Source organism: Acinetobacter gyllenbergii, from assembly GCF_001682515.1.
In the GTDB taxonomy this organism is placed as follows: domain Bacteria; phylum Pseudomonadota; class Gammaproteobacteria; order Pseudomonadales; family Moraxellaceae; genus Acinetobacter; species Acinetobacter gyllenbergii.
Map to the genome: position 1 here is coordinate 765,644 of NZ_KV575261.1, position 18,973 is coordinate 784,616.

The window sequence follows — 18,973 nt, forward strand, 5'->3', positions numbered from 1 at the left end:
ACGTATGCAGTTCAGTGAAAATAAGCTTTTTTGACTGTGCGAAAGCATGAACTAGTGCTATATTCTTGTGCACTTATCTTAATATCGTAATTAGACAGCTAGATGTCTGATTATTATCGGAACAAACGAGACTCAGATGGACGATCAATCTTTAAAACAAGCCGCTTTGTATTACCATGAATTTCCAACCCCAGGAAAAATCAGTGTGACACCTAGCAAGCAGCTCGTTAACCAACGAGATTTAGCGCTTGCCTACTCACCTGGTGTTGCTGCGCCATGTTTGGAAATCGAACGTGACCCTTCTACCGCTGCCAAATATACGGCGCGTGGTAATCTGGTTGCCGTCGTGAGTAATGGTACAGCCGTGCTTGGTTTGGGAAATATTGGCCCGCTCGCGTCTAAACCTGTAATGGAAGGTAAAGGCGTTCTGTTCAAAAAGTTCGCTGGTGTTGATGTCTTTGATATCGAAATTGATGAAAATGATCCAGACAAGATTGTAGATATCGTTGCTGCATTAGAGCCGACGTTTGGTGGTATCAACTTAGAAGATATCAAGGCACCAGAATGTTTCTACATCGAGAAGAAACTTCGCGAACGCATGAAAATTCCTGTATTCCATGATGACCAACATGGAACCAGTATTATTGTCGGTTCAGCATTGCTCAATGCCTTGCAACTGGTCAATAAAAAAATTGATGAAATTAAAATTGTAGCGTCTGGCGCTGGTGCAGCTGCACTTTCGTGCTTAGACTTGCTTTGCGCATTAGGCGTGAATAAAGCCAACATCGTTGTTGCCGACTCTCGCGGCCTTCTCACGACATCACGTGAAGGCCTAGATGAATCGAAAAAACGTTATGTACAAGACATTCAAGCAACACAATTGCATGAAGTTATGGCTGGCGCAGACATGTTCCTCGGTCTTTCAGCAGCAGGTATCCTCACCAAAGAAATGGTGAAAGAAATGGCTGAAAATCCAATTATTTTTGCCCTTGCGAACCCTGACCCAGAAATTTTGCCTGAACATGCGCATGAAGTACGTCCAGATGCGATTATGGCAACAGGTCGTTCAGACTATCCAAACCAAGTGAATAACGCGCTTTGCTTCCCTTATATCTTCCGTGGTGCATTGGATGTAGGTGCAACAACCATTAATGAAGAAATGAAAATTGCTTGCGTACATGCAATTGCACGTATGGCACATGTTGAAGCAGATGCTGCCACCTATGGTGAAAAATCAGCTTCATTTGGTCGTGATTATTTAATCCCTCGCCCACTTGATCAACGTTTGATTTTAGAAATTGCACCTGCTGTTGCGAAAGCAGCAATGGATTCTGGTGTTGCTACACGCCCAATTGAAGATTTCTCTGCATATCGTCAACGTCTTTCTGAATTTGTTTATAACTCAGCATTCTTGATGAAGCCAATCTTCTCTCAAGCGAAAACTGATCCAAAGCGTATTGCTTATGCTGAAGGTGAAGATCAACGCGTATTACGTGCCGTTCAAATTGTTGTTGATGAAGGTTTGGCAAAACCAATTCTTGTTGGTCGCACTTCGGTTATTGAAGACAACATCAAAAAGTTGGGTTTACGTTTACAGCATGGCGTGAATATTGAAATCGTCGATCAGGAAAAAAATCCTCAATACGAAGATTTCTCTAAAGAATATCATCAAATCATGCAACGTAAGGGTGTAACGGTTGAATATGCGCAACGCGAAGCACGCCGTCGTTCTACTTTAATCGCAGCGATGCTGGTGAAATTTGGTAAAGCCGATGGTATGTTGTGTGGTACTTATTCAAGCTACGATATTCATTTAGATTTCGTGAAAAATGTGATTGGCCTTAAAGAAGGTCGCAGCACATTCTTTACTTTGAATGCCTTAATGCTTGAAGATCGCAATTTATTTATTGCCGACACCTATGTAAATACCAACCCAACGGCTGCACAACTTGCAGAAATGACCATTTTGGCTGCGGAAGAAGTTCGTCGTTTCGGTATTACACCGCGTGTCGCACTACTTTCTCACTCAAGCTTTGGTAGCGACCAGAATGACCCAAGCGCACAAAAAATGCGTGAAGTCTATCGTCTGCTTTCAGAGCAGGCACCTGAGTTAGAAGTTGAAGGTGAAATGCATGGTGATGCAGCATTAGATGAAAATATTCGTCATTTTGCATTCCCAAATTCACGTTTCAAAGGTTCAGCAAACTTGTTGATTATGCCTAACCTAGATTCAGCCAATATTTCATTCAACTTGTTAAAAGCAACTTCTGGTAATAATGTGACCATTGGTCCTATTTTATTGGGTGCTGCAAAACCTGTTCATATTCTTACACCTACAGCAACGACTCGTCGTTTGGTGAATATGACAGCGTTAACGGTTGCCGAAATTCAGCAAAGCCAAAACTAAGTTCACTTAAGCCTCGCTTTTCTTGAAAAGCTTCGCTTAACCCTTGAGAAAACCTCTATTCTGTAGCATGATTGTGTGAAGAATAGAGGTTTTTTCATGCAAGTTTATTTAGTAGGCGGTGCTGTCCGAGATCATTTACTCGGCCATCCCTATCACGAAAAAGATTATGTGGTGGTTGGAGCAACGCCCGAGCAATTACTCGCCGAAGGCTATCAACCCGTGGGAAAAGATTTCCCGGTATTTCTGCATCCAATAACAAAAGAAGAATATGCTCTTGCGCGTACAGAACGTAAATCAGGCGTTGGCTATCATGGTTTCCAGTTTTTCACAGACACAACCGTTAAATTAGAAGAAGATCTGATTCGTCGTGATCTTACCATTAATGCCATGGCCATGAATGAAGCGGGCACAGTATATGATCCTTATGGCGGTCAACGAGATTTAGAGCAGAGAATCCTGCGTCATGTGTCTGATGCATTTACCGAAGATCCATTGCGTGTTCTTCGTGTGGCGCGTTTTGCTGCCCGCTATGCCGCCTATGGCTTTAAAATTGCAGATGAAACGCTGCAATTAATGCAGGATATTGCCCAATCAGGTGAATTAAATGCATTAACACCAGAACGGGTCTGGAAAGAAACCTCCCGTGCTTTACTAGAAGATCACGCGGATGTCTATTTCCAAACCTTAAGAGACTGCAACGCCTTAAAGATTCTATTTCCAGAAATCGATGCACTTTTTGGGGTACCTCAACGTCCAGAATACCACCCAGAAATCGATTGCGGTATTCATACGCTAATGGCACTTAAACAAGCCTGTTTAGCAGGATATGCATTGGACGTCCGTTTTGCGGTATTGGTTCATGATCTTGGTAAAGCGCTCACCCCTATAGACGAACTACCCCGCCATATCATGCATGAAGAACGTGGCATACAGCCTGTAACCGACATTTGTGATCGTTTAAAAGTACCGACACATTTAAAAAATTTGGCGCTGATCGTCTGCAAAGAGCATTTAAAATGCCATCAGATCATGAACCTAAAACCAGGGACACTATGGCGGTTATTACAACGTTTAGATGTGCTACGTCGTCCTGAGAAAGTCATTGCCTTTGTACAAGCCTGTGAATGTGATGCCAAAGGTCGCCTAGGTTTGGAACATCGCCCCTATCCACAAGCGCAATATGTTTTAGATGCAATGGAAATCGTACGTAATATACGTGCACAAGATTTACCTGAACATATTACGGGTCCTGAGATTGGTGAAATGCTGATTCAGTATCGAATTGAGGCCTTGGCAAAGTTTAAGGAAACATTCAATAACTGATTAATTTTTAAGTAAATTAAATCTTTTTTGTACAAATTTCCTTATTCGAGGACTAAAAAGATTATTAATCAAGCAAACGATTAATTTTATTTACTATTGTTGTTGACGCATCCGCTTTTCATGCCTAAAATGCGCATCAGATTCTCCAATAGCTCAGTCGGTAGAGCGACGGACTGTTAATCCGCAGGTCCCTGGTTCGAGCCCAGGTTGGAGAGCCAATCTACTATTCTCCCATAGCTCAGTCGGTAGAGCGACGGACTGTTAATCCGCAGGTCCCTGGTTCGAGCCCAGGTGGGAGAGCCAAGATTCTAAAAAGGCCCTGATCATTGATCAGGGCCTTTTTTATTGTTGCTAAAACCGCATTTAATAAAAAAGACCTCTAAAAAGTAGAAGTCTTTATATTGAAAATATAGTCTAAATCAAGCAGCGACTTTTGCAGGTACACCACTATGAAAACGGAAGGTATCATCTGGGCTTAAAATCAGATTCTTTTCCACTTCACGGATACGCTCGATTCGCTGTTGAATATCTTCTTCGGGATCTTTGAGTTTCGCTGTTTTTGCAACATCCAATGCCAAGGCTAGATAGTCCTCAAAATGGCGAGATTCCGACTTAAGCAAATAGCGGTAGTACCGCCCCAGCTCATCGTCCACAATCGGTGCCAGCGCATAGAAACGCTCACAAGAGCGTGCTTCTACAAATGCACCAATAATCATGACATCAATTAACGCCTCAGGCTCATAAGTGCGAATTTCTTTACGCAATTCACCTGCATAACGTCCGGCACTCAAACCCTTCCACTCTTGTCCACGTTTGGTCATGAATTCTAAAACCTGCTCATAATGCAGCATTTCTTCACGTACCAATTGTGCCAATTTCACTTGCAAGTCAGTAAAGAAGCTATAGCGGAACATGAGATTCATGGCCGTTCCAGCTGCTTTCTTTTCACAATTGGCATGGTCTTGCATTAAAGTGTCTAGATTATTCAGCGCTTCATCCAGCCAAGCTCGAGGAGTGCTGCAACCTAAAAAATCAATGACGGGTTGCATCAACTCATCATACTTTATACTACTCATTCAATTATCTCGCAGCAGCCTGAATCGCTGCTTTCATCTCTTTTACTGCTTGAGCCAAACCAACAAATACACTATCTGCAATGATTGAATGACCAATATTGAGTTCATGAATGTGTGGAATCGCAGCAATTGCAGCGACATTGTCTAAATTCAACCCATGCCCTGCATTCACCACCAAACCTTTTGCTGCTGCATATTCGGCACCTTTGATAATACGGGCCAACTCAGCTTGCTGTTGTTCATCCGTTTCTGCATCTGCGTAAGCACCAGTATGGATTTCAATGGTTGGTGCACCACATGCCACCGCTGCATCAATTTGTGCCAAATCAGCATCAATAAATAAAGATACATCACTGCCTATGGCTTTCAGTGCTTCAGTTGCAGCTTTGACCTTTTCAAAGTGACCCACCACATCCAAGCCACCTTCTGTGGTGACTTCTTGACGACGTTCAGGGACAAAACACACGTGTTGGGGTTGAATCTCTTTGGCAAACTCAACCATTTCATCCGTTACAGCCAACTCAAGATTCATACGTGTTTTTAACAATGGGCGCATACGACGCACATCATCATCTTGTATATGGCGGCGATCTTCACGCAAATGTAAAGTAATCCCTTCAGCACCCGCTTCTTCACAAACCAAAGCAGCCTGAACTGGATCAGGGTAAGTTGTACCACGTGCTTGTCTTAATGTCGCAACATGATCAATGTTTACACCTAAGATTGCAGCCATAAAAATATCCTATCGTTTATCCTTCTTTTTGCATCATCAATACATCAAGAAGATCAAGTTTGTGTACTTTGAATCCAAAGTTGACGGCTTTTCAGCGGTCGATCGCCCAACAAAGAGCTAATCATTTGCCGATATAGTTTACCCAATAATTGCAACTGTTCGGGAGAAAAATCCTGTCCCTCTTCATAACATTGCATTGAGCCAATCAACATGCCTGAGAGCGTAGAACGTGAGGCTTGTGCAACTGGTAAGAAACCATCATTCAATTGAAAAAGATAATGCTGGGCAGCATGCACCTCTTGTTGATTTGCATCAACTGAAAAGTCAATTGCGTAACCAAGCTCTTGCAGTAAAGCATGTTCAAATTGTCGTAAAATCTGTCGCAAAAATAATGCTGCTTGCTCATGTGAAGCGAGTTGTTGTAATTGTAATAATATCAATTGATATTGTTCAAAGGTTTGCGGCATAGCCTCTTCTAAAGGACATAAACGCAGCAAAATTTCATTTAAATAAAAACCCGCAAAAAATGCATCCCCGTGAAAAAACACAGGTTGATTTAAAATTTCCAGTTTGGTGAAATTTTTGAGTTCTGATTTGCCTGTGGCTTGTAAACGAATTGGCTGATATTGAGGTGGTGGGGTTTGTCTTAAAATCCCATCCACCCGACCATATTCTTGTGTATATAAATGCACAATATGGCTTTTTTCACGATATTTACGATGATGAATCAAATAGCCATGCAGGACTTCATTACGCATCATAAAGCGAGACTAGTCCTTCTTTTTCTCATCCTTTTCTTCATCATCGCCATCAGGAATAACTGCACCAACCACAGCAGCCGTCCCCTTAACAACACCTTTGGTGGTCTTATAAGCAACTTTAACAGGTACGGTCACAAGCTTATGAACACAGCCTTGCAACATGAAGATGCATGTTACGATTGCGAGTACACGGATTGTTATTTTCATACCTGTTTCCATTGCCTTAAAACCTGTTAAATATCGCTATAACCCAAGCTTTTTAACGCACGCTCATCATCAGACCAACCACCTTTGACTTTCACCCAAAGTGTCAGCATGATTTTCTGTTCAAACATTTTTTCCATGTCTGCACGTGCATCCATGCCAATGCTTTTTAGCTTCGCACCTTTATCACCAATCACAATGGCTTTTTGACCTGGACGCTCTACGAAAATCGTTGCATCAATATACGTACAAGGTGGCTTTAAACGACCTGTTTTTTCATTTACGGTCGCTTCTTCAGTTTTAAACGATTCAATTTGTACGGTCAAATCATATGGAAGCTCTTCACCCAACTGACGCATAATTTTCTCACGAATGATTTCACTCGCAAGGAAACGTTCAGAACGATCGGTAATCTGATCTAATGAATACAAAGGTGGTTGATATGGCAGATACTTCTCAATGGTATCGCGTAAATGATCGAGATTTGCACCACGCAATGCCGAAACTGGAACAATTTCAGCAAAATTCATCAGCTTCGCACGCTCTCGAATCAGCGGTAAAGCTTCATTTTTATTTTCAAATGTATCTAGCTTATTGATCACGAGGATCACAGGCATATCTGCATTTTTAAGTTTTTCCAAAACCAATTCATCGTTTTGAGTCCACTTTTGTGCATCAACCACAAATAAAACCAAGTTCACATCACGCAATGCTGAGTGCGCAGCACGGTTCATCATCTTATTGATGGCGCGAACTTCTTTTTTATGCATCCCAGGGGTATCTACGAATACCGCCTGTGATTTCTCACGCGAATCAATCCCCACGATCTTGTGACGTGTGGTTTGTGGTTTACGCGAGGTAATGGATAGTTTCTGACCCAAGATATGGTTCATCAAAGTTGACTTGCCCACGTTTGGACGGCCAACAATAGCAACAAAACCGCTTTTGAAATCTGAAGGAATTGTACTTCCTTGAGAACTAAAAAATTGATCAACTACTTTATTGCCATCTTGCTGTTCAGTTGCTTCTGGCTTATTTTCTTCTGAATGAGACATCAGGTTATTGCTCCAATAATTTTAAAATCTCTGCCGCTGCCGTTTGTTCGGCAAAACGACGACTTGAGCCCTCGCCTATAATTTTTGGCAATCCCGCCACATCACATTCCACTTTGAAATGTTGATTCGGGGCATCACCTTGAATATCTACAACCTCGTAAACTGGGAGAGGTTTTTTACGTGCTTGTAAATACTCTTGCAAACGTGATTTCGGGTCTTTCAGTTGATCTGTCGGTTCGATATGATCAAGATATGGTTCATACCATTTTAGCACAATGCGTTCCAGCAAGTTGAGATCATTACTGTCTAAATAAATAGCACCAATAATGGCTTCAACGGTATCTGCAAGAATAGACTCTCGGTGATGACCACCAGATTTTAACTCGCCTGTGCTTAAAATTAATGACCGACTCAGCTGTAAATCGTTTGCGATTTTTCCCAACGCTTCCTGTCGAACTAAAGTCGCACGCATTCGCGTTAAACGGCCTTCATTTTCCAGTGGATAAGCATTGTATAAATAATTAGCGATGATCATCCCTAATAATGAATCGCCTAGAAATTCTAGGCGTTCATAATTGTGTTTATGGCTGACCGAGCGATGGGTCAAAGCCAGTTTTAACAAGTCAAACTGTTTAAACTGGTGACCTATACGCCCTTGCAGCCGTGTATCATTGAGCTTGTTTTGCAGATTTTTGGTCAAAAGTCTTCTCAAAGGTCATAACTAAACTGATATTCAGCATGAAAGGCTTACGTATTTCATACTTCTTTATCACGACAAGGTCATCTTTATAAGTCACTTGCGCGATATCTTTAAAATGTAAATCACGAATCCCGTTCATATCAAAACGTTGATCCATCTGAGTGTTAAACTTACTCGGCGTAATATTTTCAGGGCTATCTTTAAGCAAGCCCTCAATCTGAGTATTAATCAGTTTGTCATCCCAGTATGCTGGCCAAATCGCAACTGCTGCTTTCACAGCAACTGCAAATAAAACCACCCCAAATAAAATTGCAATATACGAAGTCCCTTGTTGAGATTTACGCATCTGTCTATTTCCTATCTATTTTTATTAGTCAATCTTACCATTTCGGTTGAAACTTGGAAGATTTAAACCAGGTTCTTTATGCATCCATACATAAAAAGCTCGCCCAGTTAAATTCGCTTCAGGTACAAAGCCCCAAAAACGACTGTCTGCACTTTGATCACGGTTATCACCCATGGCGAAGTACTGTCCTTTTGGTACAGTCACTTCCCAATCTTGACCATTGCTTTGGATAAATACGTTATTCTCTTTGGCAACAAATGGGACTAATGCTTCAGCACCCCGCAATTGCGCAAATTGGAACTGTTCAGCCAAAGGATTACGTCCTTCTAAGTAACGAATCAAATGCTGATGTTCACCCAAAGTTTCTTTAAAATAAAGTGCTGTCGGCGTATCTTGCTGGTCTTTCTCACGTGAGAATTGTGTTGCTACCTTTGCAATCTGCTTTCCATTGATAATCAATTGACCCGCTTTAAACTGAATGTGGTCGCCAGGTATACCCACTACACGTTTAATATAGCTAATCGTAGGTTGTGGTGGATAACGAAACACAATCACTTCACCACGTTTTGGCTCACCCACATCAATGATTTTAGAATTTACGATTGGTAAACGCACACCATAATCAAACTTATTCACCAGAATAAAATCACCCGTTTCTAAGGTCGGGACCATAGAATCTGACGGAATATTAAATGGCTCATACAAGAAAGAACGCAGTACAAGTACAACCGCTAACACTGGCCAGAAATCATAGGCCCATGTAATGACAAAGTTCTCTTGATTACGCCCACGTGTTGCACGCTGTTTTAATACCAACTTATCCAGTAACCACACCAAAAAGAAAATCAGTGTCGCTGGTACCAGAATCAAGTTAAAATCAAAATCCACAAACCCTCTCTTGCAGTTTCACTGCTCGTCGTTCGACTGGGTAAAACAAACGTTTCCCCAGCCTCATCTTTCTTTATCGATCAACTTTTAATACAGCTAAGAACGCTTCTTGCGGAATCTCGACACTTCCCACTTGCTTCATACGTTTCTTACCTTCTTTTTGTTTCGAAAGAAGTTTCTTCTTACGCGAAACGTCACCACCATAACATTTAGCCAATACGTTCTTACGCATTGCTTTTACAGTAGAACGGGCAATGATTTGCGCACCAATCGCCGCCTGAATCGCAACATCATACATTTGACGTGGAATCAGATCTTTCATCTTTTCAACCAATGCAATACCACGATGGCGAGCATCTTGACGGTGACAGATCATTGCCAAGGCATCAACCTTTTCGCTATTAATTAAAACATCAACCTTAACCAGAGCTGAACTCTCGAAACGGACGAAGTTGTAATCCAGCGAAGCAAAACCACGTGAACATGATTTTAATTTATCAAAGAAATCCATGACCACTTCAGCCATAGGAATTTCAAAAGTAATTGAGACTTGGTTACCTAAAAACTTCATGTCTTTTTGAATACCGCGACGCTCGATACACAAGGTCATCACATTACCCAAGTATTCTTGTGGCACAAGAATATGACATTCTGCAATCGGTTCGCGTAGATCTTCAACGGTCGAACCATCTGGCATTTTCGACGGGCTGTCGATATAAATGATGTCGCCTTTCTTGGTTAGCGCCTCATAAATTACCGTCGGTGCAGAGCTGATCAGATCAAGATCGTATTCACGTTCTAAACGCTCTTGAACGATTTCCATATGTAGCATACCCAAGAAGCCACAACGGAAACCAAAACCTAGTGCATCCGAACTTTCAGGTTCAAAGAATAAAGCAGAGTCATTGATCTGCAATTTTTGTAATGCTTCACGGAAGGGTTCAAAGTCACTTGAATCAATCGGGAACAGACCCGCATAAACCTGTGGTTTAACCTTTTTAAAACCTGGTAAAGTCGCAACATCTGGTGTGTTAGACAGTGTAATGGTATCACCGACTGGCGCACCAAAAATATCTTTAATTCCGGCAATCACAAAGCCAACTTCACCCGCTTCAAGGATGTCAGTTTCGGTATGCTTCGGATTAAACACCCCCACTGAAGTCACTGGATGGGTTTGGCCTGTTGATTTCACCAGCATCTTGTCGCCCTTGCGGATACGACCTTGTTTAATACGAACAAGCGATACAACACCAAGATAGTTATCGAACCATGAGTCGATAATCAGTGCTTGTAAAGGCGCATCACGGTCACCTTCAGGCGCAGGAATGACATCAACAAGACGCTCTAAGACGCCCTCAACCCCTAAACCGGTTTTTGCTGAACAGGTCGGTGCATCTGTCGCTTCAATCCCGATAATTTCTTCAATTTCGTGAATCACGCGCTCAGGCTCTGCTTGCGGTAAATCAATCTTGTTTAAGATTGGTAAAACCTCTAAGCCTTGCTCAATGGCGGTATAGCAGTTTGCAACGGACTGTGCTTCAACACCCTGTGCAGCATCAACAACCAACAATGCACCTTCACACGCCGCCAAAGAACGAGAAACCTCATAAGAGAAGTCCACGTGTCCTGGGGTGTCAATGAAGTTTAATTGATATTCTTGACCATTTGGATGCGTGTAATACAACGTTACCGATGCAGCTTTAATGGTAATCCCACGCTCACGCTCAAGCTCCATAGAGTCTAATACTTGAGCTTGCATCTCACGATCTTGTAAACCGCCACACATTTGAATGAAACGGTCAGCCAAAGTCGACTTACCATGGTCAATATGAGCAATAATCGAGAAATTGCGTATATTTTTGATATCTACGGATTTTTTAGCTTGCGCCATGGGTTACCTTAATAATATGTACACAACAATGTACTCAATTAAAAAATTGCTTATTGCTGTGGAAAAAAATGTACGAAAAGTTCGGCACAGTATAAGCACAACAATATTAAAAATATAGTGCTAATAGCATGTGTAGTCTTTAGTGTATTGCTAGGGAGAACAACATGTGTGCTAACTATAAACCAATAGCCAGAAGCCGCGCTCAACTATTAAATTTATATGAGCCGACATTTCTTAATCGCTTAACACATCTTGTTGAATACATAGTTTGAAGAATATACCTGTGTAGATAGCAAACGAAAGGCACCACAAGATGAGATAAATATTATGATCAAACTTAACTGTATTCACAATGAGTTGGTTTAAAGGGTCGCTATCGGTCATAAGTGCACAGAGAAACAAAAATACATAAGTAAAAAAACCAATTCTCAGAACATATATAACATTCTTCACAAAGTACATTATTGCGCCAAGCATAATGCTTATGATGCCGAAGAACCACAAGAGTACACTTTCATCCTCATTGGAACCTTCCATCTCCCTCAAGTAAACAAATTCACCACCATACGGCACATAGGTGACAAAACCTTTTGTAAGCGATTCAAAACAAATAGCAAAAATGCCTGAAAAAACGAGAACAAGCGCCAAGTAATGTTTTAATGTTAAATTTTTCATAGCCCTGAGTAGCCCTCTCTGGGTGTCCAATATTTATCTAATATACGTGGCGCGGCAGTACAAGCCGCACAACCATCTGATTTAGAGTAATAATTCCTCATAAAGCTTGTCTGATTGATTCTTGCCAATTTCTTGATCGGTTATAGACTTGTTTAGGGTTTTCCAAATTTGTCTTATCTTCAGACGAGTCCAAAAATGAATCCAGGCTAATCTCCCCCGAGGTATGCAAATAGCTGCAGTCTCAATCAAAAGAAACTCATCCGCCTCATTCAAGTCATCAAATAACGAACCATCTGAAGCGGATATAGGCAACCGTATAGATGTTTATACTGCATAGCATTAGGCCCCAATAGCGCAATATCAAAATAACGACAATCTAAACTGTAAGAAGATCTGCCCCATTTCCACTACAGGTTGAATTTGATGAAATTCTAATTTCTGTAAAAGTCGCTGTGATTTAAGGTTTTGCTGCATGACTTGTGCATCTACATGGCGAATTTTCTGGTCAAACAACAACTCTGTTCGAATCAAATTTAGCATCGCTGTAATCGCCTCAAGCATATAACCATTTCCCCAATAATCTGGATGCAGGTCATAACCGATAATCGCACGATGATCACCCTCCTCCTCAAGAATACGATTAACACCGCAACCACCTATCATTTGACCTGTCTTTAAACGTATCGCATAACGAAAACCAGAGGCTGAATGATAACGATGATGCATTCGATGAATCAGTGCTTCCGCCTGTTCAATCTCAGAAAAAGCATCTAAATCATAAAATTCGAGCACCTGAGCATTTGAAAATATCTCGAGAACGAATGCAGCATCTTCTAAATCTAGACTATTTAAAATCAAACGCTCGGTTTCTAGTCTCTTTAAGGGCTGCATCACATCCACTCTTCATCTCGCCTAAACTTAATCTTATCTATTCAAAATAGGTCACATTGAAATCCATTGGATCTAAGTCTACAGCAATCGGTTGATAAGCTTGAGTAAAGCTTGGTGACATCCGTTTTGGACGACCAGTCTCAATTTCAATACACGCCCATTTGGTATTGCCAACAAATAAAATGCTCTGATCTTTAGGGCGATAAAAAGCATACTGGCGGAATGAATAGAGTGCATTAATATCATCCAACCATGTCCGTAAAATGACGTCCTCACCTTCTAGTGCCGCCTTACGGTATTGCACATGATGTTCAACAGCCACCATGGCATGTTTCAGCTCAAGATATTGAGCCAGACCTAAGCCCAATGCCTCGATATGCGCTGAAGCAACATCTTGCATCCACTGGATGTACATGACGTTATTCACATGACCCAATACATCGATATGCTTAGGCTCAACCTGTATTTTTAAATCAAAAATCGTACTCATAATTTTGCGTATTTCATCACGACTAACATTTCACTCGCTACCCTAGTCTAAACACAACTGGATTTCAAAATAAAAACCACCCTAATTCTAGAGTGGTTTTTATTTAAGCGGGATTTAAAAAATTTAAATCTTAAGGTAAACGTAATCCAAGAATTGCACGCTGACCTTGACGAATAATCGTTACACGCGCAACACTATTTTTTGGCAAGGCAGAAACTGTTTTTGCAAATTGTTGGCTATTGGTAATCGCTGTGCCATTCACTTGTACAATCACATCACCCGCAACCAGATTTGATAAAGACGCAGTACCGCCACGCTTCACATCTTGAATCAAGATACCACCACGCACATCTAAACGCGCTTGCTCAGGTGCCGTTAGATCACGGATACTCATCCCTAAACCACTGGTTGGGTTATTTTTCTCTGCATCAGCAGCGGTGTCATCTGGTGCGGTACCCAATGTTGCAGAAATTGTACGTGTTTTATCATCACGTAGAATTTCCAGCTGAACGGTTTGATTCGGCGCGATACGGTTGAGTGAATAAAGCAAATCACTGGTACGTGAAATTGATGCACCATTGGCCTTCAAAATCACATCACCTGATTTTAAGCCTGCTTTTTCAGCTGGAGACTTCGGTGCGACTTGGGTAATCAACGAACCTTCTGGTTTCGGCAACTTATAAGCTTCTGCCAAGTTACGATCAATATCTTGCATCATAATACCAAGATAAGAACGCGTTACTTTACCCGTGGTCTTCAATTGTTGTACGACATCCATCGCCACATCAATTGGGATCGAGAATGATAAGCCCATATACCCCCCAGTACCACTGAAGATACGTGAGTTCACCCCGACCACCTCACCACGCTGGTTAAACAATGGACCACCTGAGTTACCTGGGTTTAAAGCCGCATCTGTTTGAATAAACGGAACAGACGTCTCGCCACTCATATTCCGTGATTTCGCACTGACAATCCCTGCCGACGCTGAATAGTCAAAACCAAATGGTGAACCAATCGCCAAGACAGGTTCACCCACTCGAAGTTGATCGACATTACCCACTTTTAACTCTGGGAAATTATTGCCATTCACTTTCAGCAAGGCAATATCGGTACGCTCATCACTTCCAACGAGCGTGGCATCCAGTTCTCGGCGATCATTCAGGATAATACTGATACGAGAAGCATTTTCAACCACATGACGGTTCGTGAGCAAGTAGCCATCTTTCCCGATAAAGAAGGCACTACCATAGCCAGTTTTTTCCTGTGGCCCCTGCTGTTGAGGGATGATCACCTGATTACCAAAAAAACGACGTAAAATTTCAGGGACTTGTTGTTGTAATAACTCTTCCTGAGTCATTTTCTTGACAACATTGACACTCACAACAGCAGGGCTGACCTGCTCAACCAGATTTGAAAAATCTACTGGCGATGCAGCATTGACTTGAGATGCTGCTATCGTAAATACCGCAGCATACATTCCTTGTTGTAAATAGCGACTTTTCATGAAGCAAGAACCTACATACTGATGATTAAAATAAAATTCTGGTCTATGTTTTTAGCATAACCTCACCATTCTTTTCGTAAAAATATGTTTATATTTTCAATGCATACAACGATCTAGAATGATGAAATATGAATAAATTATGGAGAGATTCAGCATAATCCATCCGATAGAAATGGTTTTATCTTGGAGAGCTTAACGATAGATTAAAACAATGTACTGAAACGTAATCATTTTCTCATTCATACAGATTAGGCAAAAAATAATCGGCAAATAATTCGCATTCGCTAAAAATTCACTCAATTCTAGGCAGATTAGCCCTTGCCTTTTTGATAAAAAAGCGGTGTCATTAGCGAACGTTTAAAACTGAAGCAGATTGACATGCCTGATTTAAAAACAATTCACCATTTTGATGTGATTATTGTGGGCAGTGGCGGTGCAGGTTTAAGTCTTGCACTCTCTTTACCAAGTCATTACAACATTGCAATTTTAGCCAAGGCAGCGCTGACAGAAGCCAGTACCTTCTATGCGCAAGGCGGTGTTGCTGCAGTATTAGACGAAACAGATTCAATTCAACAACATATTAATGACACTATGATTGCAGGCGGTCATCTTTGTGAATTAGATGCTGTTAAACATACTGTCGAAGGTGGCAAACCTTCAGTTGACTTCCTACTCAAGCAAGGCGTGCAATTTACGCTAGATGATGATGAGCAACTACACCTGACCCGTGAAGGTGGTCACTCACAACGTCGTATCATTCACTCTGCCGATGCAACAGGCAAAGCCATTTCAACCACCTTGGTTGAACGTGCGAAAGAACGAAACAACATTACGATTTTTGAAAATTATATTGCGATAGATCTGATCACCTTACACAAGCTTGGACATCAAGACCAAGCCAATCGATCAATTGGTCTTTATGCTTTAGATGAAACCAACGAGCAGGTTCATACCTTTTTAGCACCTTTCACTGCACTTGCCTGCGGTGGTGCAATGAAAGCTTATCTCTACACATCTAATCCTGATATTGCGACAGGTGATGGAATTGCCATGGCCTATCGGGCAGGTTGTCGTGTCGCCAATATGGAATTTAACCAATTCCATCCAACTTGTTTATATCATCCAAAAGCGCGTTCTTTCTTAATTACTGAAGCAATGCGTGGTGAAGGTGCTTATTTACGTTTACCGGATGGCGAACGTTTTATGCTGCGTTTTGATGAACGTGCTGAACTTGCACCACGTGACATTGTGGCACGTACCATCGACCATGAAATCAAACGTTTAGGAATTCGTCATGTCTGGTTAGACATCACCCATAAGTCACCTGAATTTATTACCGAACACTTCCCGACCCTATATGCACGTTTGCTTGAGCTTGGCATTGATATCACCAAAGATATGATCCCAGTTGTACCTGCAGCGCATTACACCTGTGGCGGTGTGGTGGTGGATGAACATAGCCAAACCGATTTAGATGGTTTATATGCCATTGGTGAGACCTCTTATACAGGCCTACACGGCGCTAACCGTATGGCGAGTAATTCATTACTTGAATGTTTCGTTTATGGCATGAGTGCAGCAGAAGATATCGAACAGAAATTTGATGCTGAGTTTCAATTCCCAGATGTTCCAACATGGGATGAAACACAAGTCACCGATGCCGATGAAGATGTCGTCATCTTACAAAACTGGGATGAGCTACGTTCTACCATGTGGAACTATGTCGGTATTGTACGTACCACCAAACGTTTGCAACGTGCCTTACACCGTATTGAAATGCTGAAACGTGAAATTACTGAGTATTATCAAGATTATCGTGTCAGCAAAAACTTGATTGAATTACGTAACCTAGTTCTGGTTTCGGAAATGATTGTACGTTGCGCAATGGAACGTAAGGAATCACGTGGTTTGCATTACACGCTGGATTATCCAGAACTCTCAAATGAGATTCGCAAGACGGTTTTAACTCCACCAAACTTTAAAGTAGAACAGCCTTTGGTGAATGAGTGATGAAATTAAGGCTAAAGATTCTTCCTTCTATATCTTTAGCCTCCAAAATTATTCATAAATTCGAGCAGCCATAAGCATTTCTGCAAAGGTTTTCCAATCAGGTTGAGCTAAACGGTCAACCTGATCTGTATTTTTATAATATCCGTCCATATCTTCAGTCCATGAAGCTAAAGCATCAAGAAAATCAGCCAGATTGATATTCTCCCAACCATTGGGATCATCTATAAGATTCTGACGTAATTTTTGAATAAAAATCGCGAGTTCAATATGACTCGATATCGCATCAATTGCCTTATCTAAATGATAGCTATCATGATCTTTATTCATAAGGACTGGCCTATTTTAAATATTGCAAAGCATCTTCAAACACAACATCCGCATTCTGTGTCGCATCCAATCGCTTCATCCGTTCAGGCTCTGCTTGCCATAAAGTCTCATAACCAGCACGAACTTTAGCAAAGAAACTTAATTTCTCTTGCTCAAAACGATCCAAGGCACCACGCTCTCGCGCACGGGTCATGCCCAACTCAATTGGTGCATCCAACCAAAAAGTAATATTCGGCATTTTCGCGACAAAAGTTTGATTTAACAGTTGCAACTTTTCCTGACTTAAACCGCGTCCAGAACATTGATATGCAAAGCTGGCATCGGTAAAACGATCGCTCAGTACAATTTTCCCAGCCGCTAATGCGGGTAAAATCACTTGCTGTAAATGCTGTGCACGTGCTGCATAAATCAATAACAGCTCGGTATCATGACTCATTTGCTCCTCATGATTCACCGCCAACAACAGTGAGCGAATCTGTTCAGCCAATGGTGTTCCACCCGGTTCACGGGTCAACACGACTTCTTTACCCTGCTGTTCAAAGTACTGATGAATTTTACGAATCAGCGTAGTCTTACCAACACCTTCCGTACCTTCAAAACTAATAAACATTATTCGCCCTGCTTTTTCTTTGAACGTAGCACAGTTAAATATTCTTGCACTGCACGATTATGGTCTTCTAAAGACGCTGTAAATTTATGCCCACCATTGCCCGTGGCAACAAAATAGATATTTTTAGCATCATCTGGATGCATCGCTGCCTCAATCGCTTTTTTACTTGGTAAAGCAATTGGTGTTGGCGGTAAACCATTGATGGTATAGGTGTTATACGCCGTTGGCGTGCGCAGATCATTACGGGTGATATTGCCTTTATAATTCTCCCCCATACCATAAATCACGGTTGGATCCGTTTGTAAGCGCATCCCCATTTTCAAACGACGGACGAAGACACCTGAAACCTGTTCTAACTCACTATCTAAACTGGTTTCTTTTTCAATAATCGAAGCCATGATCAAGGCTTCATACTTATCTTTGTAAGGTAAATTCGGTGCTTTCTTGGCCCAAGCATCATCCAACGATTTCATTTGACGGCGGTACAAATCCGTTAAGATTTTTTTATCCGTTTCGCCTTTGGCAAAGAAATAAGTATCTGGCGCAAATAGACCTTCTGGGTGCGTATATGAAATATTTAATTGCTTTAATAATTCACTGTGCGGAAGATCAAGCAAAGTATTGGTGACATTCGGATCTTTTCTTAGACTCTGAATCAACTGTGAAAAAGTTGTTCCTTCAATCACCAGAATACGGTTCATCTGCGCATTATCTGCATCTGACAACATATCCATCACCTGACGAATACTCATGCCTTCTGTGATTTCATAGACACCCGCTTTCATGGTGTCATGAATCATAAACTTCTGATACAGCTTTAAAACTATTGGAAAATTCACTTTATTTTCTTTGGCTAAACGGTCAATAAATCTTGAATAGGTATCGCCAGAAGAAATTACTAAAAGCTGTTTTTTACTGTCTACCGGATAATTTTTAAATAAACTCGACCATACAATGCCAAAGAACACCAAAACAAAAATAACAATGGCGATCAAAAAGGCTTTAAAAAAAGAAAATCTGGATTTCGGTTTAGCTTTTGGCTTTTTCTTACTTTTGCTGGAACTAGGCGGCTTTGGCAT

At 41.3% G+C, this 18,973-nt stretch carries 19 protein-coding genes, 2 tRNA genes and 1 pseudogene; 6 read left to right on the forward strand and 16 right to left on the reverse strand.

Going from position 1 to position 18,973, the window contains the following annotated elements; translation table 11 throughout:
• The first annotated feature begins 136 nt into the window (after window positions 1–136).
• The 4 genes from NG55_RS03800 to NG55_RS03815 all read left to right on the forward strand — a co-directional run bounded on the left by NG55_RS03800 (window position 137) and on the right by NG55_RS03815 (window position 4,033).
• Complete coding sequence (locus NG55_RS03800; RefSeq protein ID WP_016540928.1) at window positions 137–2,407, forward strand: NADP-dependent malic enzyme; 2,271 nt, start codon at window positions 137–139, stop codon at window positions 2,405–2,407.
• 96 nt (window positions 2,408–2,503) lie between these two features.
• Entirely contained in the window at window positions 2,504–3,730 is a 1,227-nt protein-coding gene (locus NG55_RS03805) for a multifunctional CCA addition/repair protein (protein ID WP_065342376.1), read from the forward strand.
• 142 nt (window positions 3,731–3,872) lie between these two features.
• A tRNA-Asn gene (locus tag NG55_RS03810) sits at window positions 3,873–3,948 on the forward strand.
• 9 nt (window positions 3,949–3,957) lie between these two features.
• Window positions 3,958–4,033, forward strand: a tRNA-Asn gene (locus NG55_RS03815).
• Window positions 4,034–4,149: 116 nt separating this feature from the next.
• On the opposite strand, the gene miaE is transcribed toward NG55_RS03815, so the two are convergent.
• The 9 genes from miaE to lepA all read right to left on the reverse strand — a co-directional run bounded on the left by miaE (window position 4,150) and on the right by lepA (window position 11,384).
• Window positions 4,150–4,806: a MiaE family protein gene (gene miaE / locus NG55_RS03820; RefSeq protein WP_065342377.1), complete on the reverse strand. Its 657-nt coding sequence runs from the start codon at window positions 4,804–4,806 to the stop codon at window positions 4,150–4,152.
• Between the two features lie 4 nt (window positions 4,807–4,810).
• Window positions 4,811–5,539 carry a pyridoxine 5'-phosphate synthase gene (pdxJ, locus tag NG55_RS03825; RefSeq protein ID WP_016540925.1) on the reverse strand — a complete coding sequence of 243 codons (729 nt, stop codon included), beginning with the start codon at window positions 5,537–5,539 and terminating at the stop codon, window positions 4,811–4,813.
• 53 nt (window positions 5,540–5,592) lie between these two features.
• Entirely contained in the window at window positions 5,593–6,300 is a 708-nt protein-coding gene (gene recO, locus NG55_RS03830) for a DNA repair protein RecO (protein ID WP_016540924.1), read from the reverse strand.
• Between the two features lie 9 nt (window positions 6,301–6,309).
• Complete coding sequence (locus NG55_RS03835) at window positions 6,310–6,507, reverse strand: NF038104 family lipoprotein (protein WP_032812483.1); 198 nt, start codon at window positions 6,505–6,507, stop codon at window positions 6,310–6,312.
• A 26-nt stretch (window positions 6,508–6,533) separates the two neighbouring features.
• Window positions 6,534–7,559, reverse strand: coding sequence for a GTPase Era (gene era, locus NG55_RS03840; RefSeq protein WP_065342378.1), 1,026 nt, complete (start codon window positions 7,557–7,559; stop codon window positions 6,534–6,536).
• 4 nt (window positions 7,560–7,563) lie between these two features.
• Entirely contained in the window at window positions 7,564–8,259 is a 696-nt protein-coding gene (gene rnc, locus NG55_RS03845; RefSeq protein WP_016540921.1) for a ribonuclease III, read from the reverse strand.
• Window positions 8,228–8,605 (reverse strand): DUF4845 domain-containing protein, encoded by a 378-nt coding sequence (locus tag NG55_RS03850; protein WP_016540920.1) that lies wholly within the window; start codon window positions 8,603–8,605, stop codon window positions 8,228–8,230. Before NG55_RS03850 ends, rnc begins: the two co-directional genes overlap by 32 nt.
• Window positions 8,606–8,629: 24 nt before the next feature.
• The gene (gene lepB / locus NG55_RS03855; protein WP_016540919.1) at window positions 8,630–9,493 is read right to left on the reverse strand and encodes a signal peptidase I; all 864 of its coding nucleotides are present in this window, start codon (window positions 9,491–9,493) and stop codon (window positions 8,630–8,632) included.
• Window positions 9,494–9,566: 73 nt separating this feature from the next.
• Window positions 9,567–11,384: a translation elongation factor 4 gene (gene lepA / locus NG55_RS03860; protein WP_005189899.1), complete on the reverse strand. Its 1,818-nt coding sequence runs from the start codon at window positions 11,382–11,384 to the stop codon at window positions 9,567–9,569.
• 164 nt (window positions 11,385–11,548) lie between these two features.
• Between lepA and NG55_RS21205 the strand changes: the two are divergent.
• A pseudogene (locus NG55_RS21205) lies at window positions 11,549–11,617 on the forward strand (SOS response-associated peptidase); the annotation flags it as partial.
• A 1-nt stretch (window position 11,618) separates the two neighbouring features.
• On the opposite strand, the gene NG55_RS03865 reads toward NG55_RS21205, so the two are convergent.
• The 4 genes from NG55_RS03865 to NG55_RS03885 form a co-directional block, all read right to left on the reverse strand.
• On the reverse strand, window positions 11,619–12,059 hold the full coding sequence (locus NG55_RS03865) for a hypothetical protein (protein WP_065342379.1): 441 nt from the start codon (window positions 12,057–12,059) through the stop codon (window positions 11,619–11,621).
• Between the two features lie 360 nt (window positions 12,060–12,419).
• A complete protein-coding gene (locus tag NG55_RS03875) occupies window positions 12,420–12,950 on the reverse strand; it encodes a GNAT family N-acetyltransferase (protein WP_065342381.1) in 531 nt (176 codons plus the stop codon).
• Window positions 12,951–12,987: 37 nt separating this feature from the next.
• Complete coding sequence (locus tag NG55_RS03880; RefSeq protein ID WP_016540916.1) at window positions 12,988–13,440, reverse strand: acyl-CoA thioesterase; 453 nt, start codon at window positions 13,438–13,440, stop codon at window positions 12,988–12,990.
• Window positions 13,441–13,570: 130 nt separating this feature from the next.
• Window positions 13,571–14,947, reverse strand: a complete 1,377-nt coding sequence (locus NG55_RS03885) for a Do family serine endopeptidase (protein WP_016540915.1) — start codon at window positions 14,945–14,947, stop codon at window positions 13,571–13,573.
• Between the two features lie 372 nt (window positions 14,948–15,319).
• On the opposite strand from NG55_RS03885, the gene nadB reads away from it, so the two are divergent.
• Window positions 15,320–16,957 carry an L-aspartate oxidase gene (nadB, locus tag NG55_RS03890; protein ID WP_171257933.1) on the forward strand — a complete coding sequence of 546 codons (1,638 nt, stop codon included), beginning with the start codon at window positions 15,320–15,322 and terminating at the stop codon, window positions 16,955–16,957.
• A gap of 48 nt (window positions 16,958–17,005) precedes the next feature.
• Here the strand turns inward: nadB and NG55_RS03895 are convergent, their stop codons facing one another.
• The 3 genes from NG55_RS03895 to mltG are packed head-to-tail and all read right to left on the reverse strand — an operon-like array spanning window position 17,006 to window position 18,973.
• Entirely contained in the window at window positions 17,006–17,284 is a 279-nt protein-coding gene (locus NG55_RS03895; RefSeq protein WP_004878522.1) for a DUF7660 family protein, read from the reverse strand.
• A 10-nt stretch (window positions 17,285–17,294) separates the two neighbouring features.
• Window positions 17,295–17,894 (reverse strand): dTMP kinase, encoded by a 600-nt coding sequence (tmk, locus tag NG55_RS03900; protein WP_023270298.1) that lies wholly within the window; start codon window positions 17,892–17,894, stop codon window positions 17,295–17,297.
• Window positions 17,894–18,973 carry an endolytic transglycosylase MltG gene (gene mltG, locus NG55_RS03905; protein ID WP_065342383.1) on the reverse strand — a complete coding sequence of 360 codons (1,080 nt, stop codon included), beginning with the start codon at window positions 18,971–18,973 and terminating at the stop codon, window positions 17,894–17,896. Before mltG ends, tmk begins: the two co-directional genes overlap by 1 nt.

Coding starts and splice junctions, on each gene's coding strand:
- era (WP_065342378.1), bottom strand. CDS start 7,559: ATGTCTCATTCAGAAGAAAATAAGCCAGAAGCAACTGAACAGCAAGAT.
- NG55_RS03835 (WP_032812483.1), bottom strand. CDS start 6,507: ATGAAAATAACAATCCGTGTACTCGCAATCGTAACATGCATCTTCATG.
- NG55_RS03850 (WP_016540920.1), bottom strand. CDS start 8,605: ATGCGTAAATCTCAACAAGGGACTTCGTATATTGCAATTTTATTTGGG.
- NG55_RS03880 (WP_016540916.1), bottom strand. CDS start 13,440: ATGAGTACGATTTTTGATTTAAAAATACAGGTTGAGCCTAAGCATATC.
- tmk (WP_023270298.1), bottom strand. CDS start 17,894: ATGTTTATTAGTTTTGAAGGTACGGAAGGTGTTGGTAAGACTACGCTG.
- mltG (WP_065342383.1), bottom strand. CDS start 18,973: ATGCCAAAGCCGCCTAGTTCCAGCAAAAGTAAGAAAAAGCCAAAAGCT.
- NG55_RS03875 (WP_065342381.1), bottom strand. CDS start 12,950: ATGCAGCCCTTAAAGAGACTAGAAACCGAGCGTTTGATTTTAAATAGT.
- NG55_RS03805 (WP_065342376.1), top strand. CDS start 2,504: ATGCAAGTTTATTTAGTAGGCGGTGCTGTCCGAGATCATTTACTCGGC.
- NG55_RS03895 (WP_004878522.1), bottom strand. CDS start 17,284: ATGAATAAAGATCATGATAGCTATCATTTAGATAAGGCAATTGATGCG.
- recO (WP_016540924.1), bottom strand. CDS start 6,300: ATGATGCGTAATGAAGTCCTGCATGGCTATTTGATTCATCATCGTAAA.
- lepA (WP_005189899.1), bottom strand. CDS start 11,384: ATGGCGCAAGCTAAAAAATCCGTAGATATCAAAAATATACGCAATTTC.
- NG55_RS03800 (WP_016540928.1), top strand. CDS start 137: ATGGACGATCAATCTTTAAAACAAGCCGCTTTGTATTACCATGAATTT.
- pdxJ (WP_016540925.1), bottom strand. CDS start 5,539: ATGGCTGCAATCTTAGGTGTAAACATTGATCATGTTGCGACATTAAGA.
- NG55_RS03885 (WP_016540915.1), bottom strand. CDS start 14,947: ATGAAAAGTCGCTATTTACAACAAGGAATGTATGCTGCGGTATTTACG.
- NG55_RS03865 (WP_065342379.1), bottom strand. CDS start 12,059: ATGAAAAATTTAACATTAAAACATTACTTGGCGCTTGTTCTCGTTTTT.
- miaE (WP_065342377.1), bottom strand. CDS start 4,806: ATGAGTAGTATAAAGTATGATGAGTTGATGCAACCCGTCATTGATTTT.